At 48.5% G+C, this 25,348-nt stretch carries 17 protein-coding genes; 7 read left to right on the forward strand and 10 right to left on the reverse strand.

The annotated features are described in order from the left end of the window. Positions 1-19 precede the first annotated feature (19 nt). Both MY523_RS01550 and MY523_RS01555 read right to left on the reverse strand, forming a co-directional pair. Positions 20-2,032: an acetyl/propionyl/methylcrotonyl-CoA carboxylase subunit alpha gene (locus MY523_RS01550; RefSeq protein ID WP_250657055.1), complete on the reverse strand. Its 2,013-nt coding sequence runs from the start codon at positions 2,030-2,032 to the stop codon at positions 20-22. A gap of 88 nt (positions 2,033-2,120) precedes the next feature. Beyond that, positions 2,121-2,942 (reverse strand): enoyl-CoA hydratase/isomerase family protein, encoded by an 822-nt coding sequence (locus tag MY523_RS01555; protein ID WP_250657056.1) that lies wholly within the window; start codon positions 2,940-2,942, stop codon positions 2,121-2,123. A 28-nt stretch (positions 2,943-2,970) separates the two neighbouring features. Between MY523_RS01555 and MY523_RS01560 the strand changes: the two genes are divergently transcribed. Further along, positions 2,971-3,357 carry a hypothetical protein gene (locus MY523_RS01560; RefSeq protein ID WP_250657057.1) on the forward strand — a complete coding sequence of 129 codons (387 nt, stop codon included), beginning with the start codon at positions 2,971-2,973 and terminating at the stop codon, positions 3,355-3,357. Here the strand turns inward: MY523_RS01560 and atuD are convergent. The 4 genes from atuD to MY523_RS01580 all read right to left on the reverse strand — a co-directional run bounded on the left by atuD (position 3,334) and on the right by MY523_RS01580 (position 8,993). Next, entirely contained in the window at positions 3,334-4,494 is a 1,161-nt protein-coding gene (gene atuD, locus MY523_RS01565) for a citronellyl-CoA dehydrogenase (protein WP_250657058.1), read from the reverse strand. The two genes, MY523_RS01560 and atuD, sit on opposite strands and share 24 nt — an antisense overlap. A 145-nt stretch (positions 4,495-4,639) precedes the next feature. Then, positions 4,640-6,256 carry an acyl-CoA carboxylase subunit beta gene (locus MY523_RS01570; protein WP_250657059.1) on the reverse strand — a complete coding sequence of 539 codons (1,617 nt, stop codon included), beginning with the start codon at positions 6,254-6,256 and terminating at the stop codon, positions 4,640-4,642. Between the two features lie 12 nt (positions 6,257-6,268). Beyond that, on the reverse strand, positions 6,269-7,165 hold the full coding sequence (locus tag MY523_RS01575) for an SDR family oxidoreductase (RefSeq protein WP_250657060.1): 897 nt from the start codon (positions 7,163-7,165) through the stop codon (positions 6,269-6,271). Continuing rightward, positions 7,155-8,993, reverse strand: coding sequence for an acyclic terpene utilization AtuA family protein (locus MY523_RS01580; RefSeq protein WP_250657061.1), 1,839 nt, complete (start codon positions 8,991-8,993; stop codon positions 7,155-7,157). The genes MY523_RS01575 and MY523_RS01580 overlap by 11 nt, the downstream gene beginning before the upstream one ends. A gap of 308 nt (positions 8,994-9,301) precedes the next feature. Here MY523_RS01580 and MY523_RS01585 point away from each other — a divergent pair, with 308 nt between their 5' ends. From MY523_RS01585 to MY523_RS01595, 3 genes are all read left to right on the forward strand, one after another. Further along, positions 9,302-9,907, forward strand: a complete 606-nt coding sequence (locus MY523_RS01585) for a TetR/AcrR family transcriptional regulator (protein WP_250657062.1) — start codon at positions 9,302-9,304, stop codon at positions 9,905-9,907. Between the two features lie 322 nt (positions 9,908-10,229). Next, positions 10,230-13,925, forward strand: a complete 3,696-nt coding sequence (locus MY523_RS01590; RefSeq protein WP_250657063.1) for a 7TM diverse intracellular signaling domain-containing protein — start codon at positions 10,230-10,232, stop codon at positions 13,923-13,925. Then, positions 13,922-14,419 carry a hypothetical protein gene (locus MY523_RS01595; protein WP_250657064.1) on the forward strand — a complete coding sequence of 166 codons (498 nt, stop codon included), beginning with the start codon at positions 13,922-13,924 and terminating at the stop codon, positions 14,417-14,419. The genes MY523_RS01590 and MY523_RS01595 overlap by 4 nt, the downstream gene beginning before the upstream one ends. Before the next feature lie 152 nt (positions 14,420-14,571). On the opposite strand, the gene MY523_RS01600 is transcribed toward MY523_RS01595, so the two are convergent. Then, positions 14,572-16,263 carry an amidase gene (locus tag MY523_RS01600; protein WP_275975284.1) on the reverse strand — a complete coding sequence of 564 codons (1,692 nt, stop codon included), beginning with the start codon at positions 16,261-16,263 and terminating at the stop codon, positions 14,572-14,574. 222 nt (positions 16,264-16,485) lie between these two features. On the opposite strand from MY523_RS01600, the gene MY523_RS01605 reads away from it, so the two are divergent. After that, positions 16,486-19,230 carry a S8 family serine peptidase gene (locus MY523_RS01605; protein ID WP_250657065.1) on the forward strand — a complete coding sequence of 915 codons (2,745 nt, stop codon included), beginning with the start codon at positions 16,486-16,488 and terminating at the stop codon, positions 19,228-19,230. A gap of 124 nt (positions 19,231-19,354) precedes the next feature. Here MY523_RS01605 and MY523_RS01610 read toward each other — a convergent pair whose 3' ends face one another. Together MY523_RS01610 and MY523_RS01615 are read right to left on the reverse strand one after the other, a co-directional pair. After that, a complete protein-coding gene (locus MY523_RS01610; protein ID WP_250657066.1) occupies positions 19,355-20,098 on the reverse strand; it encodes a substrate-binding periplasmic protein in 744 nt (247 codons plus the stop codon). A gap of 167 nt (positions 20,099-20,265) precedes the next feature. Continuing rightward, positions 20,266-21,786 (reverse strand): methyl-accepting chemotaxis protein, encoded by a 1,521-nt coding sequence (locus tag MY523_RS01615; RefSeq protein ID WP_250657067.1) that lies wholly within the window; start codon positions 21,784-21,786, stop codon positions 20,266-20,268. 695 nt (positions 21,787-22,481) lie between these two features. Between MY523_RS01615 and parE the strand changes: the two genes are divergently transcribed. Further along, positions 22,482-24,371 carry a DNA topoisomerase IV subunit B gene (parE, locus tag MY523_RS01620; protein WP_250657068.1) on the forward strand — a complete coding sequence of 630 codons (1,890 nt, stop codon included), beginning with the start codon at positions 22,482-22,484 and terminating at the stop codon, positions 24,369-24,371. A 257-nt stretch (positions 24,372-24,628) separates the two neighbouring features. Further along, on the forward strand, positions 24,629-24,868 hold the full coding sequence (locus tag MY523_RS01625) for a helix-turn-helix domain-containing protein (protein ID WP_250657069.1): 240 nt from the start codon (positions 24,629-24,631) through the stop codon (positions 24,866-24,868). A gap of 5 nt (positions 24,869-24,873) precedes the next feature. Here the strand turns inward: MY523_RS01625 and MY523_RS01630 are convergent, their stop codons facing one another. After that, the gene (locus tag MY523_RS01630; protein ID WP_250657070.1) at positions 24,874-25,347 is read right to left on the reverse strand and encodes a 3'-5' exonuclease; all 474 of its coding nucleotides are present in this window, start codon (positions 25,345-25,347) and stop codon (positions 24,874-24,876) included. Between the last annotated feature and the right edge of the window lies 1 nt (position 25,348).

Raw genomic sequence — 25,348 nt, forward strand, 5'->3', positions numbered from 1 at the left:
GCAAGCGCACCCTATATTCTTAATGGTCTTGTTCGCCATCAGGTGTAATCGTTACCAGGAGCTGACGAATTTTAACCTGGCTACCGGCTTGTACCTGAATAGACTCTACCGTGCCGCAAACGTCTGACTTTAGTGGGTGCTCCATTTTCATGGCTTCAAGAACAACCAGTGACTGCCCCTTAACGACGCGGTCACCAATTTCTGCCAGTACGTCAATGATTGCGCCATCCATACTGGCAATTATCTTGCCTGAACCTGCGGCATCTTCGCTAACTGCTTCTTCGTGGGTCAGGTCAGTATAGTGATGATAGCCAGAGCCTATTTTAAGGTAGATATCATCGCCACCGGTGAGGTAGTTGCATCGTTGGCGAACACCGTTGTAGATGAACACAAGTTGATCTTCCGTTTGTTGAATGACCGATAACTCAACGGTTACAGGCGGCTGATCTGGCCCTTTATCTTCTGTGACAACAAAGTTATTGCCTGCTTGCTCCAGTGCAATTTCCAATACTGATTCACCGCAGCGGAGTTCATAAGGCCAGGGCGTTGGGTTTGAGTTTTGCCAGCCATTAAGCACCTGGCTGTAGCCAGCGTCAACATGGCGTCTATTGTAAAGCAGGATACCTGTTAGGGCGGTCGCCAGGTTATCGGGAGGGTTGACCGTCATTGACGCATCCTGGCCGAAGTCTTCTTCAATAAAGGCGGTGGTAGCCTCGCCCTCAATAAAACGATCATGCTGTATGATGTTTGATAAAAACTCGCTGTTGACTGTAACCCCCAACAAGGTGCTGTCTTCGATGGCTCTCACCAAGCGGCGTCTTGCCTCTTCCCGGTTACTTCCATAGGCGATCACTTTAGCCAGCATTGGGTCATAATGCGGTGTAATGGTTTGCCCGGTCGATATGCCTGAATCGATTCTAATGCCATCACCCTGTGCTGGCTCCCAGCGTTTGATAGGGCCTGTTTGAGGCATAAAGTTCTGCCTTGGGTCTTCTGCATATAAACGTACTTCAATGGCGTGACCACTGATAGTGATCTGCTCTTGCGTGAGTGGGAGTTCGGCCCCTGACGCGACATTGAGCTGCCATGCGACCAGATCTGTCCCGGTGACCAGCTCAGTGACAGGGTGTTCGACCTGCAACCGGGTATTCATTTCCAGGAAGTAAAAGTTTTTATCTGCATCGACTAAAAACTCAACCGTGCCTGCGCCGACATAGTTGCAAGATTTAGCCGCCTGGCATGCGGCCTTACCCATGCGTGCCCGTAGTTCGTCATCGACAAACGGAGAGGGGGCTTCTTCGACAACCTTCTGGTGCCGTCTTTGAATAGAGCAGTCACGCTCGCCCAGATACACCACGTTGCCGTGCTTATCGGCAAAGACTTGAATTTCGATATGGCGTGGTTGGATGACTGCTTTTTCGAGAATAAGCTCACCGCTGCCAAATGCATTTTCTGCTTCTGATCGGGCGGTTTTTATCTGTTCTGAAAGCTCTGAGGCTTGGTGAACCAGACGCATACCACGGCCACCGCCCCCAGCTGAGGCTTTGATCATAATGGGGAAGCCTATTCGCTTGGCTTCGTCAATCAGGGTGGCCTCGTCCTGAGCTTCGCCCTCATAACCAGGGATACAAGGAACTTCGGCTTTGATCATGGCAATTTTTGAAAGCCGTTTACTGCCCATTAACGTTATCGCTTCGGCAGGCGGGCCAATAAACTCAATTGAAGCCTTTTCGCAGACATGGGCGAAATCAGCATTCTCGGACAAGAAACCATACCCTGGGTGAATGGCATCTGCACCGGTGAGTTTTGCTGCATCGATGATCTTATGTATGGCAAGATAAGAATCGCCAACGGCAGCACCCCCTATACAAACAGCTTCATCTGCCGCGATTACATGCGGTGCGTTTTCATCTGCTTCGCTATAGACAGCTACCGTTTTGAAGCCCAGGCTTTTGGCTGTGCGTATGACTCTAACCGCTATCTCGCCACGGTTCGCAATGAGTACTTTTGAGAACGTGCATTTGAGTGACATAAATTTGTTCCTTACAGTCGCGCCTTTCTTAAGGCATCTGTTGTTATGCTATTAAGATACGCTAGTCGCCGTTGCTACATGTTGCTGGCTATGCGTCACTGTTTTCTGCCCAACTGGGCGTACGTTTCTGTATAAATGCCATCGTGCCTTCCTGTCCTTCCTTTCCTTGTACGCAGGCAGAAAAAGATTCTGCAGCTCGGTCGAGAACCGATGACAGCTCATCGTTGCCCACTGACAACACCAGTTCTTTGGTAATGCGATTGGCATCTGGCGCGCACCGCTTAACTTGCGCCAGCACCGCTGTAAGCTCCTGATCTAATGCATCTTCGCTGGCCACGGTATGCACAATACCCAGCCTGGCGGCTTCAGTTCCGTCAAATCGAGCGCCAAGCAGCGCTAAACGTCGGGCCTGGGTGACGCCAATGCGGTTAACTACAAATGGTGCGATTTGGGCTGGAGGAATGCCCAGCCCCGTCTCTGGCAGACCAAACTTGGCGGATGATGCTGCAATCGCCACATCAGACACACAGGCCAGGCCAAACCCTCCGCCAAGAACTGAACCTTCAATGACCGCAATGACCACCTGTGGGGCATGGTTGACCTGAGTGATCATGCGGCCAAACTCCCGGTTCAGGGTGTAAAACGGGTCGTCCGTTTCACTTTTTTTGCTTGCCGCCGCCCGAGCGTTGGCCATATCCTTAATATCGCCCCCTGCACAAAAATGCCCATCAGCACCGCGTAACACCACCGCGCGAATTGAGCGGCTATCTTTGATGCTGTCAAATACGGCCATCAGTTCATGAACCATTTTCAGGTTCATGGCATTACGCACTTTGGGCCGGTTAATGGTGATGTGTAGCGCGTGATCTTGTTGTTCCAGCAGTAACGTTTCGGTGGTTGGTAAACTCATAGTTAAACCATTCAATAATTTGCCAAATATGATCTTGTGTAGCCTTGATGCAGCGAAGCGGAATCAGGGTTTTGTGTTCAATTGTGGCCATCTCCTTGATTCCAGTCGTGCCTCCTTTCATCACGGCTACGAAGTGCTTACAGTTGGTATTGCGTTTGTAGCCTTGATGCAGCGAAGCGGAATCAGGGTTTTGTGTTCAATGGTGACCATTTCCTTGATTCCAGTCGTGCCTCCTTTCATCACGGCTACGAAGTGCTTACAGTTGGGTATTGCGTTTGTAGCCTTGATGCAGCGAAGCGGAATCAGGGTTTTATGTTTAATGGTGACCACTTCCTTGATTCCAGTCGTTCCTCCTTTCATCACGGCTACAGATGCAGGTATTGATGCGCCTCTACTTCTTTTTCTTACCGGGTAACGTACCCATCAGCTTACAAATAATGCCGAGCATAATTTCATCTGCACCACCACCAATTGAGACCAAGCGAATATCGCGCATGCAGCGTGATACCGGGTTGTCCCACATGTAACCCATTCCGCCCCAGTATTGCAGGCAGGAGTCGGTTACTTCCCGTCCTAACCGGCCTGCTTTTAGCTTCGCCATTGATGCCAGGCGGGTGGCATCTTTGCCACTAAGGTAGAGTTCAACGGCCTGATAGGTGAGAGCTCGCAGGGCCTCTATCTCGGTTTGTAGCTCTGCAAAACGGAAGTGAATCACCTGATTGTTGATCAGTGGCTGGCCAAATGTTTCGCGCTCTTTACAGTAGGCAATGGTTTTGTTGACACAGCCTTCCAGCCCCATGAGCACATTAGCTGCACCAAACATGCGCTCTTCCTGAAACTGCATCATCTGCATCATAAAGCCCATGCCTTCGTTGCCGATACGGTTGCGTTGCGGTACCCGTACATTGTCAAAAAATACTTGAGCCGTTTCAGAGGAGCGCATGCCTAGTTTGTCGAGTTTTGGCGCAACGGTGACACCGGGCGTGTTCATTGGCACAATGATAAGTGACTTGTTGATATGCACCTTGTCGTCTGATGTGTTGGCAAGCAGGCAGATAAAGTCGGCACTTGGCGCGTTGGTGATCCACATTTTAGTGCCGTTGATGATGTAGTCGTCACCGTCTTTTTTCGCCGTTGTTTTAAGGCCTGCTACGTCAGAACCGGCACCTGGCTCACTGACTCCTATACAGCCAATCATCTCTCCACTAATGGCCGGTGCCAGAAACTCCTTGCGCAATTCATCTGAGCCAAATCGAGCCAGTGCGGGGGTGCACATATCCGTCTGAACGCCGATCGCCAGGGGAACACCGCCGCAGTGCGCAGCGCCTAGTGCTTCAGCTGCTACAATGTTGTAACTGTAATCGAGACCCATGCCGCCATACTCTTCAGGTTTACTGATGCCCAGCAGGCCAAGGTCACCTAATTTTTTGAATAGCTCGCGCATAGGGAAGCTGCCAGCTTGTTCCCATTCGTCGCAATAAGGGTTTATTTCATTTTCGACAAAGTTCTTTACGGTACGGCGAATTTCGTTATGTTCTTGAGTAAATAGCATGGTAATTACCTTATCTTTTATTATGTCGTGTTCTTGTCGTCATGATGCCTCGAAGCGGAATCAGGGTTTTGTGTTCAATTGAGACCATTTCCTTGATTCCAGTCGTGCCTCCTTTCATCACGGCTACTAAGCGCTTATCGCTGCATTAAAATCGTGAAACGCCAAAGCGAGTCGGGCGTAGTGGCCTTACGGTTGCTTCGGCGCATATATCAAGCAAATATGCCAGTACGTTTCGCGTATCTCGGGGATCGATGAGCCCGTCGTCCCACAATCTGGCGGTTCCATAGAGTGGCGTTGAGCCTTGATCCAGCTTCTGTGCCGTGGCCTGCTCAATCATATCGAGCATTTTAGGGTCTGCTTCCTTACCCATTTTGGCGTGCTTTTCCTCGGTGACGATTCGCAGTACTTTTCCTGCCTGAGCGCCGCCCATAACCGCGGTACGGCTGTTAGGCCAGGCGAAGATAAATCGAGGGTCGAGCCCGCGACCACACATGGCGTAGTTACCAGCCCCGTATGAACCACCAATAACCACGGTTAATTTAGGCACTGTGGCATTGGCAACGGCCTGAAGCATTTTAGAACCATGCTTAATCACACCATTCTGTTCAGAGTCTGTGCCCACCATAAAACCGGTGGTATTGTGGAAGAACAGAATCGCCGTGTTTGATTGCTCGCATAGCTGGATGAACTGTGCGGCTTTAGCTGCGCCTTTAGGTGTTATCGGGCCGTTGTTACCAATAATGCCACAAGCGTGACCTTCGATATTGATATGCCCGCAAACTGTCTGGTTATCAAACAGCGGCTTAAAATCCAGAAATTCAGAACCATCCGCGATGCGTGCGATAACCTCTCGTACATCGTATGGGCGCTTGGCATCGCTAGGGACTACACCTATCAGCTCTTGGGGTGAATATAAGGGAGCTTTCCACTGTTTGGCGATTTTTGGAGGCAGTTGCTCATTCCAAGGGATGCTTTTAACAATTTCTCGCGCAATACGGATGCCGTCAGAATCGTCTTCTGCCATATATTCGGCGGTACCCGCAATGCTGGCATGCATCTCTGCACCACCAAGTTCTTCATCTGTAGCCACTTCACCTGTGGCTGCTTTTAGCAGGGGAGGGCCTGCAAGAAACATTTTGGCTTTATCTTTGACGACAATAGAGTAGTCTGACAACCCTGGCTGATAAGCGCCGCCCGCGGTGGCATTGCCGTGAACAACGGTGACCTGGGGGATGCCCGCAGCAGACAACCTCGCCTGGTTGGCAAAACCGCGCGCGCCTTGTACAAAAATCTCGGTGGCATAGTTCAGGTTTGCACCGCCACTTTCTGCCAAGGTTATGATGGGTAGCTTGTTCTCTTTGGCTATCTCCTGAATGCGCAATGACTTATCCAGCCCGGCGGGTGAGATGGTGCCGCCTTTGATAGCACTGTTGCTTGCAACAATAAGACAGCGGACGCCCTCGACGTAACCAATGCCCGAGATCACACCGCCGCCGGCCATCGAACCGTCTTTGTCGTCATGCATTTTATAACCCGCCAATGGACATAACTCCAAAAATGGAGCGCCACGGTCTAGCAGCAGTTTAAGGCGTTCTCTCGGCAGTAGTTTTCCGCGTTTATGAATTTTGACTTTGGCTTCATTCGCTTTATCAATAACCTTCTGCTCGACCGCTCGAAACTCATCAATGCAGGCCTGCATGGCTTCGGCATTCTGTTTAAACTCTTCAGATTGCGTATCTATTTGTGACTGTATTACTGGCATGAGTGAGTTCCGCTAGCTGTTGTTATCAGTATCTGGTGATGTTTCGGCTTGTTGAAAAATTTTGGGCGTGGTGGCTCTATGGAAACCGTTGTAAGAATGGGAATTCTTGGCCTTTGGTAGCGGCCACACGCGGCTCCCTTGAGAGGCTGCACCGTCAATTCTAATGCAGTCGCCGCTAATAAAGTTGGCCCCTTCGCTGAGCAAAAAGCAGATAACCGAGCTGATTTCAGATTCGGTTCCCATCCGTTTGAGAGGCACCGCATCTTTCAGCGACAGAATGTAGGGCTTCATATGAGGCGGGTAGGTGTCCATGCCGCTGGTTGCAACCCAGCCGGGTGCAATGGCGTTAACCCTGACGCCCGATGTACCCCATTCGATGGCGGCGGTTTGAGTGAAATTAACCATGCCCGCCCGTGCTGCACCAGAGTGTCCCATGCCAGGCATACCACCCCACATATCAGCGACAATATTGACGATTGAACCACCATTCTTTGACATCGATTGCGAATAGACTTCCCGAGCGACCAGAAAGCCGCCGGTTAAGTTGGTACGAACAACCGTTTCCCATCCTTTTTGGTTGATGGATGCTAAAGGTGCAGGGAACTGGCCGCCGGCATTGTTAACCAAACCGCTGACATGACCGTGTTTAGCAACAATCTTCTTAACCATTGACTTTACATTGTCTTCTTCTCTGATATCGCAGCTAAAATAGTCAACTCTGCCGCCATCTTCCTCAATTTCGCTGGCAACCTGTTGAAGTTTTTCCACTTTTCGCCCGACAATGATGACGTTTGCGCCCAGCGCTGATAGCTCATGGGCTGCACATCGGCCAATCCCGCTTCCACCGCCGGTTACAATGATATTCTGGCCTGCAAAAAGGTTCTCTTTGTAGATGGAGTTATAGCCCATTATTAACAACCTCTTCGGCAATAGTGGATGAAACAGGGATAGGGAATTCAAGCAGTTGTTGCGCAAACGCTTTGCCTTGCGGATCAATTCTTAAGCTGGCAACACCCCCGCCACCCAAGCTATGTTCAAGCAGAAAATTGATCGCATTGATGCCGGGTAGCTCCCAGCAACTGACTTTGCCATTGTCCTTATCCAAAGTATGCGCCATAAAGCTTGCAACGTTGGCCGGAGTCAGTGCTTCTCTGATATAGGGCAGGTATTCAGGTTTGCGTGCAATCACGCCAATATTTGAATGGTCTCCCTTGTCACCACTGCGTGCCCATGCTAGCTCAATCAGCGGTACGCTTGCGCTGATAGTGTCTAATGATGCGCTGTTAACAGGTTGCGGTGATACGCATTCGCCACTGAAACCACTGCGGGTATTGATAGTAACGGGGGTTGATACACCACTGATATCGACAGCCACATCAATGCCTTCTTTAGGTACAAGGCATGAGAACAGTCTGATTTTTGGCCATACTGTTGGGCGGCCACCGACGATGCCTGTCAGGCCGGGTGCCATGCCGGTTCCTGCCTGGGCAATTTCTCGCGAGAACAATACCAGTGCTTTCTTTTCCGGGTGGGCGACGGCAATTTTTACCACCACTTCCCGGGTGTCTGCTTTGGAGGCTCTTTCTCCATAGGTTGTTTCTGTGCCCAGCAACTCAATACTGATATCAGAAAACGGTTTCATCCCACGAGCCTCAAACAGGCGGCTGGTCTTTTTAATAATGGCGTCTGCGACAGCGCGCCCTTTAGCGCTAGCGTCTAAACCGCCTATTAGAAATGAGACGCTGCACTTAAACCCATCAGGGTAGGTCGCTGACACTTTATAAAGCTCTGAAGGCGGGTTGCCTGATGCGCCAGTGACTTGAACGCGGTTTTCTCCTAACTGCTTGAGGTTAACCTGTGTGAAGTCGCACACAACATCAGGTAAAAAGTAGGCTCTAGGGTCGCCAATTTCATACACCAGCTGTTCGCCGACAGTTGCCGTGCTGACCAGGCCTCCTGTGCCTTCAGGTTTACTGACGACGAACTCTCCATTGCGATTAACCTCCACAATTGGGAAGCCCATATCGTCGTAGCCATCTGCTACCGCTTCCCAGTCAGTGAAGTTGCCGCCGGTGCACTGTGCGCCACATTCAATAATATGGCCAGCCAGACTCCCTTGTGCGAGCTTATCGTAGTCATCCATCGGCCAATTGAATTCATAAATCAAAGCCCCCAGTACCACCGCACTATCGACCACTCGACCGGTAATAATGATATCGGCATCTGCCTCAAGTGCCTTAACGACGCCGGGTGCTCCCAGGTAGGCGTTCATACTGACCAGCATAGGGGGAATCGGGTCGCCAGTGTTCATCTCGACCACGCCCTGTTTGGCGTACTGGTTCTTTTTGGGGAGTATATTGTCACCGCTGATAACGGCAATCTTGAGTTCCACGCCCGCCGTATCTGCCGCTTGTTGTAGTGCATCCCGGCATGCTTGAGGGTTTACACCGCCAGCATTACTGATGACTTTAATGCCCTTGGCCTTGATGTCTGCCAGCAAAGGTGTCATGACCGTTTTAACAAAGTCTGTTGCATAGCCTGCATTCAGATCTTTCATTTTCTGGCCCGCCATAATCGACATGGTGATCTCTGCCAGATAATCAAATACCAGATAATCGATATTGCCTTTCTCTACCAATTGGGAAGCTGCGGTTTCTGTGTCTCCCCAAAATGCGGCGGCACAGCCAATACGTACCGTTTTGGTAGCGTCCTTGTCGGTCTGATGTTGAGAGCTCATAGCGTGCTTGTCCTGTTGTTCGTTTGGGGCTGGTCGAATAGAGCCTGTTAGTCAATGCTTGTTACGCCATGCTGTTACATAACGCCTGTTGTACTGTTTTTGTTGGGTTAACCATACAATAGAAAAATAAACCAAGCAAGCGCTTGGTTTGTAAAAAATGACTGCTTGCGGTTATTATGTAAAAACAGCAACGGATGATCGGTCGAAATCACCTGTATTACGATAATGTTCAGGTGAGAGGGCACCGCAGTGCTAAGTAAAGCGGAGTGATGTAGAATTGCCGCAGAGAATGATAAAGGTGGTGCAGGTTGAAATCTGAATTGGAAACATTGGTCGAAGAAGGGTATGTAACAAACCCGGATAGTGCGCGTGGGCGGTTGTTGGTGAAGGCGGCCCACTTATTTAAAATGAAAGGTTATGAGCGAACCACCGTCAGGGATTTGGCCAACGAAGTAGGCATTCAGTCCGGTAGTATTTTTCATCACTTTAAAACCAAAGAAGAAATTCTGAAAGCCGTCATGGAAGAGGCGATTCGCTACAATACCGAGCGAATGAAGCGTGCACTGGCTAACGCATCAACAACAAAAGAAAAACTGCTGGAGTTAATCAAGTGTGAGCTGACCTCTATTACCGGCTTTACCGGAGAGGCCATGACGGTTCTGGTGTATGAGTGGCGCAGCTTGTCGGAAGAGAGCCAGAAACATATTTTATCGCTCAGGGATATCTATGAAGCGCTTTGGTTAGGCGTGCTGAATCAAGCGAAAGAAGAGGGGTTGATAACCGGCGATACGTTTATATTGCGTCGTTTTTTAACTGGCGCACTGAGCTGGACGACAACCTGGTTTGATGAAAAAGGGGGCATGAGCCTCGATGAGCTGGCGGAGCAGGCGTTGCTTCTGGCGGTAAAGCAGTAACCGCTTGTTTAAGCGACAAAGCCCCATCTTTATTGAAGCAGGTGGGGCTTTGTTGCTTTAGTTATATACATAATAAAGAGAGCATTGTCCCGTTAAATCTATCTAGTTGTTCAAACGGTAACGAACCGTTAAAAATCGTTTTAGAGTGTACAAAACCCTTCGCATTTTGACTCCTTGTCTATACTGATTAGTCACAACACTATTTTGATATTGATGCAAAGGGGTCTACGCGTTGTTCACGCGGTTACTGGGGGATTGTCGGGTACGGCCCTCCTGCTTACCTAACTTACTTGTTCTTCTGGCTCTGATGATCTGCTCTTCAATGGCCTCCTTCGCCTATGGCTCTTCAGTTATCAAACTTCAGGATCATACTCATTTGGAGTCAATCGGCTCTCAGGTTTGGTATCTTAAGGACAGTGAAGGGAAATACAGCGTTGACGACCTGATTAACGGTGTTGCCGACGATCAGTTTTTTCAAGTGGATAATGACCACGCCAATTTTGGCTTTGACCGTTCAGCCTATTGGATTAAATTTAACGTTCAATATAAGTCCCGCAAGGCAACCCTGCCTAAAGACTGGTGGCTGGAGTTTGAATATCAGCTGCTTGACAGGGTTGATGCCTATGTCGTCTCGGCGGATGGCAGTATTACCAAAAGTGAAAGCGGTGATCAGCGCAAGTTTGAGAATAACCCCTTCGCGTTCCCCCACGCGGTGTTCAATGTTCAGCTGCTTCCGCAGGAAACCAAAACGTTATATATCAGGGTTGATAGTGATAGCTCCAAGCAGCTGGGGCTTAACTTGTGGTCAACTCGCGGGCTAATTGACCATATTTCTGAAGAGCGCCTTCAGCACGGCATTTTCTTCGGCATTATGTTGATTATGCTGTTTTACAATCTATTTGTTTACTTCTCAATAAAAGATGTTGCCTACCTTTATTACGTATTGGCGATAACCGCTTTTGTTATTGGCCAGGCTGCACTTAACGGGCTGATTTGGCAGTACGTTGACTGGAAAGATTTAACCTGGAATAACACCATTTTACCTTTTGTGTTGAATATTACATGGGCATTTCTGATGTTGTTCTCGCGTGCGTTTTTGCATACGCGGCAGCGCGCACCGATGATTGATGTGATGATCAAATTCTGTATCGTTGCATCGATCTGGCTAGCCGCAATCTCGTTGATGAGTGACTATAATTTCAGTATTCAGCTATCCACTCGGGTGACGATTTTCTACGCCTTTTTGCTCAGTATTACCGGGATTATTCTTTGGCGCAGGGGCCATCGGGCAGCACGATATTACACCTTTGCCTGGGTTGGGTACATGGGGGGCGTGCTGGCTGCGCTGCTCTACCTGTTTGGCGTATTGCCCCATAGTTACTTCAGCAGTAATGGAATTCAGTTAGGCGCATTTACCAATGTGCTGCTTCTTTCTTTGGCCTTGGCTGACCGCATCAACACCCAGAAACGGCAGACAGAGTTTGCTCGACGAAAGGCATTGATTGCCCAGAAGCAAGCCGTCGACGCCAATCAGCGCGCGTTGGCTAACCTGAACAAGTTTCAGACCCTGTATGAAAACGCCTCGGAAGGCATTTTCCAATGCACCTTGGATGGTCGTTTTATGAGTGCCAACCCTGCATTGGCCAATATATTTGGTTATGACACCGCAGAGTCGATTATCGTTGAAGTGGAAGACATTGCTACAGAGTGCTGTGTTGATGCGGGGGAGCGGGAGCGGTTTGAAGCTCAATTAATGGCAGATGGACGGGTTACTGCATTTGAGTCGGAGTACAAACGTCGAGATGGCTCGGTATTCTGGGGTAGTAGCTCAGCGCGTTTAGTGCGTAATGATAAGGGCGAACCGGCCTATTTGGAAGGTTCACTCATTGATATTACCGAACGCATTGAACGTGAGCGAGCGGAACGAGAAAGAGAGGCGGCCCAAGCGTCTACATCGGCTAAAAGTGAGTTTCTGGCTAATATGAGCCATGAAATACGAACCCCGATGAATGCCATCATTGGCTTTTCGGCGTTGGCTCAAAAAACAGATCTCACTGCAAAGCAGCGGGACTATGTTAATAAGATTGAAAACTCTTCAAAGTCACTGCTGGGTATTATTAATGATATTCTGGACTTCTCAAAAATCGAGGCTGGAAAGCTTGATCTGGAAAGCGTGCCGTTCGATATCTACCATGTGGTTAATGATCTGGTGACACTGCTTTCCCATCGCGCGGCAGAAAAAAATCTTGAGTTGGTGGTGAACGCCAGCCACGGCGTCCCTTCCGGGTTGGTTGGCGACTCATTGAGGCTGGAGCAGATACTGGTCAATCTCACCAATAACGCAATTAAGTTCACGGCCGAAGGCGAAATTGTTGTTCGAATCAGTGAGGTTCAATCTCTTGAAGATAAAGTGCAGCTTCAGTTTTCGGTCAGTGATACAGGGATAGGTCTTACCAAGGCTCAGCAGCAGAAACTATTCAAACCATTCACCCAGGCCGATGGTTCAACAACCCGTCAATACGGTGGTACAGGGCTGGGCCTGAGTATCAGTAAACAGCTGGTAGAAATGATGGATGGTGAAATCTGGGTTGAGAGTAAAGAAGGTGAGGGCAGTACTTTTGCGTTTAATGCCTGGTTCGATATTCAGAAAGAAAAATCCTATGAAGATATATACGCCTGTAAGGAATTGAGCGAGCTGAGAGTTCTGCTAATTGATGATAAAGATGCCGGGCAGGAAGCGATGCTTGAAATTCTCTCCTCCTTCCAGTGTAAAGCCAACTGGATACAGCCGGACTATACGTTAATAGAAAAACTCACCAATGAGGTTCAAGAACAGGCGTATGATTTGGTCATTATTGATCGCCAGCTTAACGCCATGAGGACGATGGACGCGGCAACAGGTATCCGAAATCTGGCTCCCTTTGCTGATGTGCCGATTATGATCATGGCACTGTCCAACGAAGAAGAGCTGATAAACGATGCAGAAAGCCACCAGTTTTATCCAATGATCAAACCGGTTACACCGTCGCTACTATTAGACTCAATTCAGGAAATACTCGGCTTTACAGGGCCGAAGCGTTCCAAACGTCTAGCGATAGAAGACGGCGAAAAGCAGTTAGCGCTGCTGCGAGGGCATAAAGTCTTGCTAGTTGAAGATACCCCGTTCAATCAGGAGATCGCAACGGAGTTTCTGAAGCAGGTGGATATTGATGTAGAGCTGGTCAGTAACGGCCAGGAGGCAGTCGACTTTTTAGCGATAAAAGAAAATGTAGCGCTAGTTTCGGCCGTTTTGATGGATGTACAAATGCCCATTATGGACGGTTTTGAGGCGTCACGCCGTATTCGCAATCAGCTTGGATTAAAAGACCTGCCGGTTATTGCCATGACTGCAAACGCCATGAAGGGCGATAAGCAGAAGTGCCTCAATGCCGGTATGGATGACTACATCAGCAAACCTGTCGCTCAAGATGTTCTCTATCGCACCTTAATCAACTGGATCGTTCCTGATAGTGCTGATGCTTCTGATGGCGTTGGCGCTTCTGATACGGCAGAGCCTTTGGTAATAGAATCAGACGTTGACCAAGCAATTAAACCGCTTAACGAAAGAGATATGGAAGAAAAAGATCAGGCAGAGGGAGAGTCTGCTTATAGTGATGCAGCGGCTCTTGGAGAGCATGCGATAGACCTGACTAAGGCGCTGGAACAAATGGGAGGGAACCGAGAGATGTTGAACCGGATGCTGGTTAAATTTAAAGATGAGCAACGGGAATCTGTGCAGCAAATAATCGATGCATATGACGATAAAGACTTCGCTCTGGCTCACCGTTTGGCCCATAGCCTTAAAGGGATGGCCGCCAGTCTGGCCGCAGAGCCGCTACGGGTTGAAGCTGCAAACCTGGAAGACGCCATAGAGTGTGGCGCGTTATCAACCCATGTCGAAAAACTGTTTTTCAAAACTGATAGTGTTCTTGCAGAAACACTGACTTATATTGCCCAGCTTGAAGAGGTTGAAATATGAACACCGAAGTTGTTGACCCTATGATCGATGAAAGCATTGAAGATACGATTGATGAGCGGCGTAAACCCTCTGTTGAAGATGAAAAGCAGCTGAGCATTTTGTTTGGTACCTATGCCGACATTATGTTCATCTTGTTGCCGTTTTTTGTGGTGGCGATATTTAAGCTTTGGCAAAGCGATATCAAGTCAATTCTTACCAGTTATGATCTTTCTATGGCAGCGGCTATTTTAGGGGGGCTGGCTCTGGTTAAATTTGTAGTTGGGTTGTTGATCGACCCTAAAATGCTGCAATACAAAGAGCGGATGGTATTTTTGATTGCCGGGACGGTGTTTTTGGTCGTGGTGCCAGGTTTGTTGTTTGCGATTCTCGTGATGCTTGCTGACCCTGTGCCTCAATTTGCCATGTTTGTGCAGCCTCTACTGCTGGTGATGGGGGTTGTAGCCTACTCCGGTGCTGTTGTTTCAACCAATGCGCTGTTAAATAAAAAAGAATAATTCCCGTTAGTTACATATCCGGCGTGGGCACCCTCGTACAAAGAATTGGAGGGCTTGTTTTATCGGGCGTGGGCATTCTCGTACAAAGAACTGGAGGACTTGCTTTATCGGGCGCAGGGCACCCTCGTACAGCGCCCGATAAATACAGCTACTTAAAAAAGAGGAAAATGAACCTCGGGCTTTTGCTTGGGAGTCGCACAATCAATAACCCTGCCCATACGCAGCAACAGACTCTCTTCCCATGGTCGGCCCATCAACTGCACGCCAACCGGTAGTCCTTTTGATGTGTATCCCGCATTAACTGTAAGCGCCGGTAAACCCGTAAAGTTGGCGGAAATAGCAAATCGCATTATCTCTGTGAGGTCGGATAAGTTTGACTCACCCGCTGGCAGGGCTTTGGTGTTAATTAAGGGTGCCGCGATAGCAGAAGAGGGGGTGATAATCACATCAACATCTTCGAAGGCATCCATAAAGGCTTTAATGGCCAACCCTCTAATTCGTTGTGCTTTAACGTAGTCCCTTGAGGTAAAGTTTGAAGCAATGGCCAGGTTTATACGGGTATCAAGTGCAAATCTGCTGGCATCTTTTCTGTACTCATCTTCTACTGCAGTAAACATTTCGCTTGAGATAGTGACTGCATGGGCAATTCGCTGAACATCCAGCTTGTTGATTATAATCTCATGCCGTGTGGCTCCCCGGCTTTCAAGTATTTTGAGTGCCTGGGTACAATGCTCCACGACTTCTTGTTCTGCGTGATTGAACCAAGGGGTGAATACACCGACTCTAAGCCCCTTTAGGTCGTCATTGAGGTAATCTTTGAGGTGAACGCTAGGCTGCTCTGCGGTTACACTATCCTTTGTATCAGGCCCCGCCATTAAGCTATACCCCAAGGCCACATCGTCAACGGTCGCCCCCATTGGGCCGATGTGCGCCACACTCCAACACAGTGGTGCTGCGCCAAACTCACTCACCCGGCTCCAGGTGGGTTTAAGGCCAGCAATACCGCAAAGCGCCGCTGGTATTCGCACGGAGCCTCCTCCATCAGCGCCAACCGATAGTGGGCATAGGCCTGCTGCAACTGCCGAGGCTGAGCCACTTGAAGACCCGCCAGTATGGTGCAATGGATTATAGGGGTTACGGCAGACGCCAAGGTGAGGGTTGGCCCCGGTGACACCAATACCAATCTCGTGCATATTGGCTTTGCCGATTAGCAATGCGCCTGCTGCACGCAGTCTGGCGACGACCGTGGCGTCATCAGATACAGAGTTGTCCTGTCCATAAACCCGCGTACCCACCGTTGTTGAGTAAGGCACCATGTCGATTTCGTCTTTCACCGCAACGGGAACACCGTCTAAAATACTGAGCGGTTTTCCTTCTTCAAGCCTTTTTTGTGATGCTTTAGCCTGACTAAGAATGTCTTGCTCGTTTGAGTTGATGATCGCTCGAAGTGGCGTTTTGCCTTCGTTTGAAGCTTTAACGGCGAGGATAACGTGCTGGGCAACGTCAACGGGGGTTGTGGTGCCATCTCTATAAGCTTTGGAAAAATCAAAAACCGTTTGAAAACCGAAGCCGGGTTGATCGCACTCAGAGGGCGGCATTTCGTCAAATATGTTGAGTGTCTCTTTCGCGTTAGCCGCCGACATCGAGCGCCCCTTGGGATGTTTAGGGGTCATAATGGGAGCATCGTCAGTCACTAACGCTCTTAGCTTATCAACACCGGCTTCCTTAATTAACGGGTTTTCGAGAATCTTCCTGGAGTAGCCGTTTTCAAGCAGCGTAACCAGTGTTTTTAACGGGACACCCCAGAGACGAGGAACGCGAAGTGATTTTAGGTCGTAAGGCATGGCGAAATACTGTTTATAAAGTTACAGAAATGGAGCATTGTTGTTTGTGTTTTCGATTAGAATAGACTTTATTTGCTAATAACGCTACGGGCAACGATAAACCTGATTGTTTTGAATTAAATTGATCCTGGGTTGTCGAACCCCCTGAAGCTCAGTTTGTTTATTTCCAGCATTGCTTAGGTGTTGGAGCGGTACAGCTCAGAGTACGAGTGCAGGGTTTATATGTTTACCTATAAGAGTTTTTCGAGTGTTGGGGTTGCCATTCTGTGTTTAGCCATTGCCGGGTGCGGCGGTGGGGGAGGTAGTGGTGGCAGTGGTGATACTCCGGTATCAGGCGGAACCGAAGCTGCAACACGGTTTGATATTTCGGGCACCATTCAAATACCTGTCGGCTCGGTTGCCGATGGGGATGTTATGCGACCAGCAGTATCGTTAACAACCAATAACAACTCGACTGCTACAGCACAAAGCATCAGTAACCCCTCCGTTACTGGGGGGTACGTTAGCCCTGCCTCTGGAAGATATCAGAACACTCTCTTTTCCTATGATGCTGACCCTGTTGATATCTATTCTGTTTCGCTACTAAAAGATCAGGTGATTACCCTGGCGGCTTTCCCGGCAGAGTCGGGTAGCTCTGCGGTGGACTTGAACTCAATACTTAAGTTAATTGCTGCTGATGGGACGACAGTGATTAATATGGTCAGTAATGCTAATGCTAAAGAAATTACCGTTCCCGCATCGGCTGACTATTTCATAGAGGTGCAAGCGGATCAAGGGCCTATCCTTTATCTGTTAACTGTGTCTCAAGGGGTTACAGCGGCAGGTGCTTCCGCCGAAGCCCCGGAGAACAACTACTCGTTATCCATGGCGCATGATTTTGTGCCGGGAGAGGTCTTGGTGAAAGTGAAGGGGGGCAAGGTTGGCGCTTTCTCGGCCTCATCTGGTTTGAATTATCGACAAGCAAACGAGCAAGCCAAAGTTCATTTGGAAACTATTGAAGGCTTGTCTCATGCTGGCGGAAGTGCTGAGCACGGCATGAAGATGAGAATAGATCTTGCGGTACCACGAGCCAGAATGAGCCAGTCATCTACTGACCTCCAGGGGTGGCCCGAGCAACAGCGTGAAAAGTGGGAGACGCTTACCTTTATTGAGTCGCTTAAAAAGCGTGATGATGTGGAGTGGGCTGAGCCTAACTATATTCGAACAGCATTTGCAGTGGCTGATAACCCCCTTTATGCCGCACAGTGGCACTACCCGTTAATTGATGTTCCGGCTGCATGGACGGTATCTACTGGCGCAGGTTCAATCGTGGCCGTTATTGATACTGGTATTGCATTTGGTCATGCTGACCTGGCCAGTAATCTTATTGCGGGGTTTGACTTTATCTCTCAAGCGTCCATTGCTGGTGACGGCAATGGCATCGATGACGACCCTGAAGATGTGGGTAACAGCTTTCATGGCTCCCATGTTGCCGGAACCGTGGCTGCCGTGAATAACACCGTCGGTGGGGTCGGTGTTGCTTACGACGCGAAAATCATGCCTTTACGGGTGTTGGGTATCGATGGGTCTGGCAACGATGCAGACATCGCCCAAGCGATTTTATACGCAGCAGGTCTCGCAAATGATAGCAATACGACCCCTGCCAGTAGAGCTGATGTAATCAACTTATCGTTAGGTGGTCCGGGCTTTTCTAATTCTCTTAAGTCAGCGGTTGATGCTGCGGTTGCGCAAGGTGTTATTCTTGTTGCTGCTGCCGGTAATGAAAACTCATCTACAGCATCATACCCAGCTGCTTTTGCCAATGTGGTGTCGGTGAGTGCCGTAGGACAGACTAAGGAGCGAGCGCCTTACTCCAACTTTGGCAGCACCATTACTGTTGCGGCACCTGGTGGTAATATGCTGCAAGATGCGAACGGTGATGGTAATGCAGATGGTGTGTTGAGCACGGTAAATGCCAGCTTTTATGCCTGGTTCCAGGGAACGTCAATGGCAGCCCCTCATGTTGCAGGGGTTGCCGCATTGATGAAGCAGGCTGACAGAGGGTTAACCGGTACTGACTTCAACTCGTTGTTGGCATCAGGAAATATTACCGATGACCTTGGAGCCGCTGGTAAAGATGACCATTATGGTTACGGACTGATCAATGCGTCAAAGGCGATGGCGTTAGCAGGCTCACCAGTTCCTACTTTCTTGTCGATTAACCCGCAAAGTATCAGTTTTGATGGTATAGAGACCTCGTTCCCGCTTAGCTTATCGAAGGGAGGAACAACTGGAACCGTTCTGGTCACTGAAATATCTGCGGCCGATAATGAAGATCCTGCTGATACTTGGTTATCAGTTAATCCAAATACCATTTCGGGTGACGGTCTTAGGACTTACACTGTCAATGTTGACCGCACTAACAAAGATGTAGGTACAACCTTCGCTGGAACTATCACAGTAAAATACAAAATTAATGCGGGTGCTGAGGAGAGTGTAGCTATACCCGTTCTGATGACCGTACCTGACCCAAGCAAAGTTGCGACAGTCGGCGAACTTTTTGTTGGCTTAATTGAGCGTTCAGATCAAGAGGAAGCTGAAAACGCTATTAATCAGGGGCAGGAGAACGTGTTAATCGATGTCTTTGTTCTTCAGCCCGCACAGGAAAATCAAGGTACCTACAGCTATACCTTTAGTGATGTTCCTGTGGGAGATTATTACATTTTTGCCAGTACCAATATGGATCAGGACGGCGTCGTGAGCGATGTTGGCGAAGCACAAGGTGATTACCCGGTAGTGGGCGATGCGACGCTTATTGAGCTTAGAGATGCAGATGTCACTGGGCTGGATTTTAATGTGGGTTATTTGAATTTTGTGGAAGGGTTGTCATTAGAAGAGAGCAACCAGAGACGGATTATCAGGAAAATTCCCGCTTCTATGCTTGAAGGGCAAGGGGAGAAAACTCAGGTCATTCAAAAACAGAATTAGGGTTTTGCTTTTGTAGCTTTGATGCCGGGAAGTAGCTTCAGGGGGGGGAATATTCGTCGCTTTCCCTTGATTCCAGTCGTACCTCCTTTCATCACGGCTACGGAGAGCGTTAAGGCTTCAACGCTTATTGTTTGTATTCGCCTCGGCGTGATGCTTCTAAAAACTGTTGGTAACGGCCATCATCTTTCAGCTTTTTTAACCCCCGATTAAACGCGTCTATTAACGCCTGCGCTCCAGGTGTCTTCTTGGAGATAATAACTGAGTACTTTCGCGATTGAAGTGTTTTAGGGTGGGCTGTGAGTTTGTCTGCCATACCCAATCGGTTGATGGTTTCATGGCCGACCTCGGTGTCTTCCAGTACGATATCAAGGCGGCCTGCTGCCAGCTTTTTGTAGTTCCCGACATCTTTTCCTATTCTGTCGATTTTTAGAACGCCTTGCTTTTCCAGCTCTTCGACACCGTATGCGTAGCCTATTACTCCACCGATCCGATAGTTTTTCAGGTCGGATAGTTCTGACCATTCAATCGTTTTACCTTTTTGGTGAAATAATGAGGTTCCCAAGTCCGCGACGGTATCGGAATATAGAAAGTGTTTAGCGCGATCTTCGTTATATCCCCATATTAGCGAACCCTGGTATTTACCTTCCTTGGCATCTTCGAACCCTCTCTTCCAAGGCAGAAATACATAATCAACCTCGATGCCTTCCTCAGCAAATGCTTCGCTGACAATGTGTGACATATAGCCGTAATGTTTAAGGTCTTCTGATAAATAGGGGGCCCACTCGCCATTGGCTAAGGTGATCTTTTCCGCTGAGTGGACGAATGATGAGAAAATGAAGGTTAAAGTGATCAGGACAATGCGAAACATCTAGCTCTCCTTCCCCTCAAAGGGAGTAAGCCCTGTCGGTTTGGCAGGGCTAGGCAATGAAACATTCGGTTAGCTAATTCAATGACAAGGCTCGAGTACGGCGAGCCGTTGGCATTTCGGTTGTTTAATCTTGCCGAATGTTGAGTTATGTTCGACCTTGAACTGACTTAAATCTTAAACTGACTTAGTTGCTCCCTTGTTTGCTGTGCCAGCTCCGCTAGGCGGGAACAGGCATTTTCTGTGCTCATTGCGCCGTGCGCAGTTTCGTCTGCAACATCTGCAATGCGCGTGACACTGCGACTGATCTCTTCAGAAACGGCGGTTTGCTCTTCTGAGGCGCTGGCAATCTGAATGTTCATGTCATTAATGGTTGAGACGGCTTTAACGATATCGGCCAGTGACTTGTCTGTTTTATTGACTTCCTGAACCGTGTTCTCGCCATTCTCTTTGCTGCTCTCCATCACACCCACCGCACTTTTAGCGCCGTTTTGAAGTCTGACAATCATCTCCTGAATCTCTTCTGTGGTCGACTGGGTTTTGCTAGCCAATGATCGAACTTCATCCGCAACGACTGCGAACCCTCTTCCTTGCTCACCCGCACGAGCCGCCTCGATAGCCGCATTGAGTGCCAGCAGATTGGTTTGTTCTGCAATACCCTGAATGACACCAACCATGGAGGTGATATTGCCTACGTCGTTTTCAAGTGCATTAATGACTTGGGCACCATTTTCTATTTCACTGGCTAGGTTACCTATGGCCTCTATGGTCACGGCTACAACTGACTTAGCATCCAGTGCCTCTCCATCCGCATGTTGCGCTGATTCTGCCGCTTCAGCGGCATTTTTTGATATTTCGTGAGCAGTCGCGCTCATTTCATTGATCGCAGTGGCGACTTGCTCTGTTTCGGAGCTTTGAGTTTGTACACCCTGGCTGGTCTTTTGGGCGACTTCTAGCAACTCCTGAATAAGTTCTGACATGCTGGTCATTGAGCCGACGACCTGCTGCACAAGCACCTGAATTTTATCGGCAAAATTGTTGAAGTGGTTGGCAACTGAACCAATTTCGTCTTGCTTGCGCGCGGTCAGCCGTCGTGTGAGGTCTCCTTCGCCCTGAGATATGTCATTAAGGGCTTCTGCAACATCCGCCAGAGGTCTGATAACGATTTGTCTGAGCAGTATGGTGATGGTCGCGACTAACAGAACAACCATGATGATAACTTGCAGGAAGGTTCTCACCAGTGCTTTATTCAGCAGATCTTCGATTGCGCTTTCGTCTACCAGAATGATGACTCGCCCAACTTTATTGAGAACCCCTGAATCGTCAAACTTTAACGGGCTTTCCTTCATGGTGCCCAAGTCGTCAGGCAGTGTGGCGTCTATGACTTCGCCAGATTCGTCTGACATTCTGCCCAGTACCAGTTTCTTATTATCGAAAACGAAAACACCTCGAATTTCGCTGGCGCTCACTTCAGACTCAACAATGCTGATCATCTGATCGGTTTCAAAATTCCATAATGTTGCAGGTAAACTCTGTACCAGTCGTCCCATAACCGCATCGGTCTGCTTATCCAGCGACGCATTTAATGCGGTTCTTGTTTCAGACTGGTTGTAGGCACCAAACACTGTAAGCAGTACGACTACCAGTAAACTGGTAAGCAGGTTAAACCTTAAACTGAGTGACTTTTGCACAAATGAACCTCTGCCTGTTTTTATTTTTTACTAATGCTAAAAAAGTAATAGCGCTTTCAACTACTTCTATCTTTTAGCCCATATTTATCGAGTATTTCTTGCCGTTTACTCGACTGCTGATTGTTGTTGGTTCTTTTACTGATCTAGTTCTTTCATCGACCTGCTTTGTTAAAACTTTACTAAATTCCTTCACTTATGAACGGGCAAATAAAATTTTGATATTTCTGCCAGCCGAACGTTTGCTGCCCATTCTCTGGAGCGAGCCACCTTTACGCACTTGCAGGGCTACGTGTTTGGCGTCCACGCAGCTTTACAGGGTAGTAAATTTACTATAGCCAATAGTTTGATTCTTGCAATTTGAACAGCCAGTCAGGTTTAAGCAAATTTTGCTGTGGTTAAACTGCTCAGAATGGCTAGGGGCTCTTGCTGCTAAGTCATTTAACGAAGGGTTGGGCAAAATTGACGTAAAAGCCATTATGAAAAGCCATCTTGGTCACTAGATAATGACTTAAGGCATGCTCTATGAGTGATGTAACTTCCTCACAAACAGATATGCGAGGCAATATTGCTGAATTACTGATATCGCGATATTGCCTTTTCAGTGTAATTCGATAAGCTAGGGGCCAGTTTAAACGCTTATTCGTGGTCTTTCAGACCTGCCTATGTTTGATACCTACAGGTGCCTGTTCTAGCATATGACAAACAACAACTACAATGCAGACTCGATAGAAGTTCTCAGTGGCTTGGACCCCGTGCGAAAGCGACCGGGGATGTATACCGACACAACCCGCCCGAACCACCTTGCCCAGGAAGTGATTGATAACAGCGTCGATGAAGCGCTAGCCGGGCACGCCACCAAAATTGATGTTGTTCTCTATGAAGATGGTTCGCTCTCTGCCTCAGATGATGGCCGCGGAATGCCCGTTGATGTGCATTCAGAAGAAGGGGTTCCTGGGGTTGAGCTAATACTGACCCGCCTGCACGCAGGTGGTAAGTTCTCCAATGACAACTACAATTTCTCCGGCGGTCTGCATGGCGTTGGTGTATCGGTCGTTAACGCTCTCTCTACCAAACTGGAAGTGTTGATCAAGCGAGATTCAAAACTCCATCGAATTACCTTTGCAGATGGAGAAAAAACCTCGGATCTGGAAGTGATCGATACGGTTGGCAAACGAAACACTGGAACCACGGTCACCTTTCACCCAGATCCGAAATACTTTGACTCAGCCAAATTCTCATTAAGCCGTCTAAGACATGTTCTTCGTGCCAAAGCGGTATTGTGCCCGGGGTTGAAAGTCACTTTTCATAACAAAGCAACCGGTGATAAGGACGAGTGGTACTACGAGGATGGGCTAAAAGATTACCTCAGAGCAGCCACTAACGAATATGAAACCTGCCCATCTGAACCATTTACCGGCTCGTTAGCTGGTAATACCGAAGCAGTCGACTGGGCGGTACAGTGGTTGCCAGAAGGGGGAGAGCAAGTTCAGGAGAGCTACGTTAACCTTATACCTACCGCACAAGGCGGAACCCATGTTAATGGCCTTCGAACCGGCTTGTTGGAAGCCATGCGTGAGTTCTGCGAATTCAGAAATCTGCTGCCCCGTGGCATAAAACTCGGCCCGGAAGATATCTGGGATAAGTGCTGTTTTGTTCTATCGGCCAAGTTGCAAGACCCTCAGTTCTCAGGTCAGACCAAAGAGAGACTCTCGTCGCGGGAGGCCGCTGCGTTTATTTCAGGTGTTGCGAAAGACAGCTTTAGCTTGTGGTTAAACCAGCATACCGACGAAGCGGAACGACTGGCAGAAGTCTGCATTTCCAACGCACAGCGCAGGCTTAAGGCGAGTAAAAAAGTTGCCAGAAAGAAGGTGACCAGCGGGCCTGCTCTGCCGGGTAAACTGGCGGACTGCTCCGGTGCAGATGCGATGCGATCTGAGCTGTTTCTGGTCGAGGGTGATTCAGCCGGTGGCTCGGCCAAGCAGGCGCGGGATAGAAATGACCAGGCGATTATGCCGCTTCGAGGTAAAATCCTGAATACCTGGGAGGTCGACTCCGATCAGATACTGGCGTCGCAGGAAGTTCATGATATTTCAGTGGCCATCGGCGTAGACCCGGGAGCTGAAAACCTGGAATCACTGCGCTACGGGAAAATTTGCATACTGGCTGATGCCGATTCCGATGGTTTGCATATCGCAACGTTGCTTTGTGCCCTTTTCTTAAAACACTACCGGCCTTTGGTTGAAGCGGGCCATATCTATGTTGCGATGCCGCCGCTATACCGAATTGATATTGGCAAGGAAGTCTTTTACGCACTGGATGAAGGTGAACGACAAGGCATTCTTGACCGCATTGAGGCAGAAAAAAAGCGTGGCAAAATTCAAGTTACCCGATTTAAAGGGCTGGGTGAAATGAACCCCCTACAGCTCAGGGAAACCACCATGGCGAGAGATACCCGTCGGCTGGTGCAGCTAAGGGTCGAAGACGAAGATGGCACCGATGAAATCATGGATATGCTGCTGGGTAAAAAACGGGCGTCAGATCGCAAGAGCTGGTTAGAAGAGAAGGGGGATATGGCAGAGGTTTAGTCTTACTATGCCGTTTCGTTTAACTTGTCGTACTGTTTCATAGACGTGTCGCTGCGTTTTGCTTGCGTGTCTACGGTCATGAAACAGGATTTTCAAGGGTATGTTACTCACCATTCAAGAAATCGACCTATTTCGACTTTTTGATTAAAAAGTAACCTTCAGAAACGGCAGCTAAACGCAGCACAAAACTTCGCTATTTTTGCCTTGCATTTCTTCTCAGCCAGATACAATTTATTTATTCAACAGAGATAGAAATAGTGAACAAGCAAGACCCGAGATATGAGAAATTGCAGTCTATGCTTCGAGAGCTTCGGAAGAGTCAGAATATTAGGCAGCAAGAGCTTGCTGAAAAGCTTGGGCGACCACAATCTTATGTTTCTAAATACGAGGGTGGTGATCGAAATATCGATTTGATTGAGCTGATTGATATTGCTAAGTCACTTGATTTGGAGCCTGCTAAAGCTATTTCAGATTTGGTTAAGGATCTTTCTGAGTGAATTTTTTATTTTTCATTTATTAGTTGATCCACCCATCCGGCGATTTGTCTAGCATCGTCGAGAGCTCGGTGTTTTATATATGCGGTTTCAGTTAATTGGCTTAATCTAAACTCTCCGTCCTCTGGTAACGTATCTAAGACTGAGCCAAAGTTAAAAGTAGGTTTAACTCCTGCTTCATCAAATAATTTCATCATCCAATGTCTATCGTATTCGATAGCGTCTGAATAGATGATCTTTTCTTTAAGAGACTGGTTTAATCTCAGACATGCGTCTTCTACTGAGATGCCTTGCGCAACAATTGTGTCACGGGATGTGCAATGGATTTCGGTTTCAGCGTAATCATCCCAGTAAGTCCAATTACTTGTGGGACGGATAAAGAAGCTATCGAAATGACTAGGCTCGTTAGAATCTTGCCAAGCTATTTCTATGGGGTAGCTTTCTGGATGTAGCCCGGAGGCTTCAATATCGAAAATAACCATA

This window comes from Alkalimarinus coralli (assembly GCF_023650515.1).
GTDB lineage: Bacteria > Pseudomonadota > Gammaproteobacteria > Pseudomonadales > Oleiphilaceae > Alkalimarinus > Alkalimarinus coralli.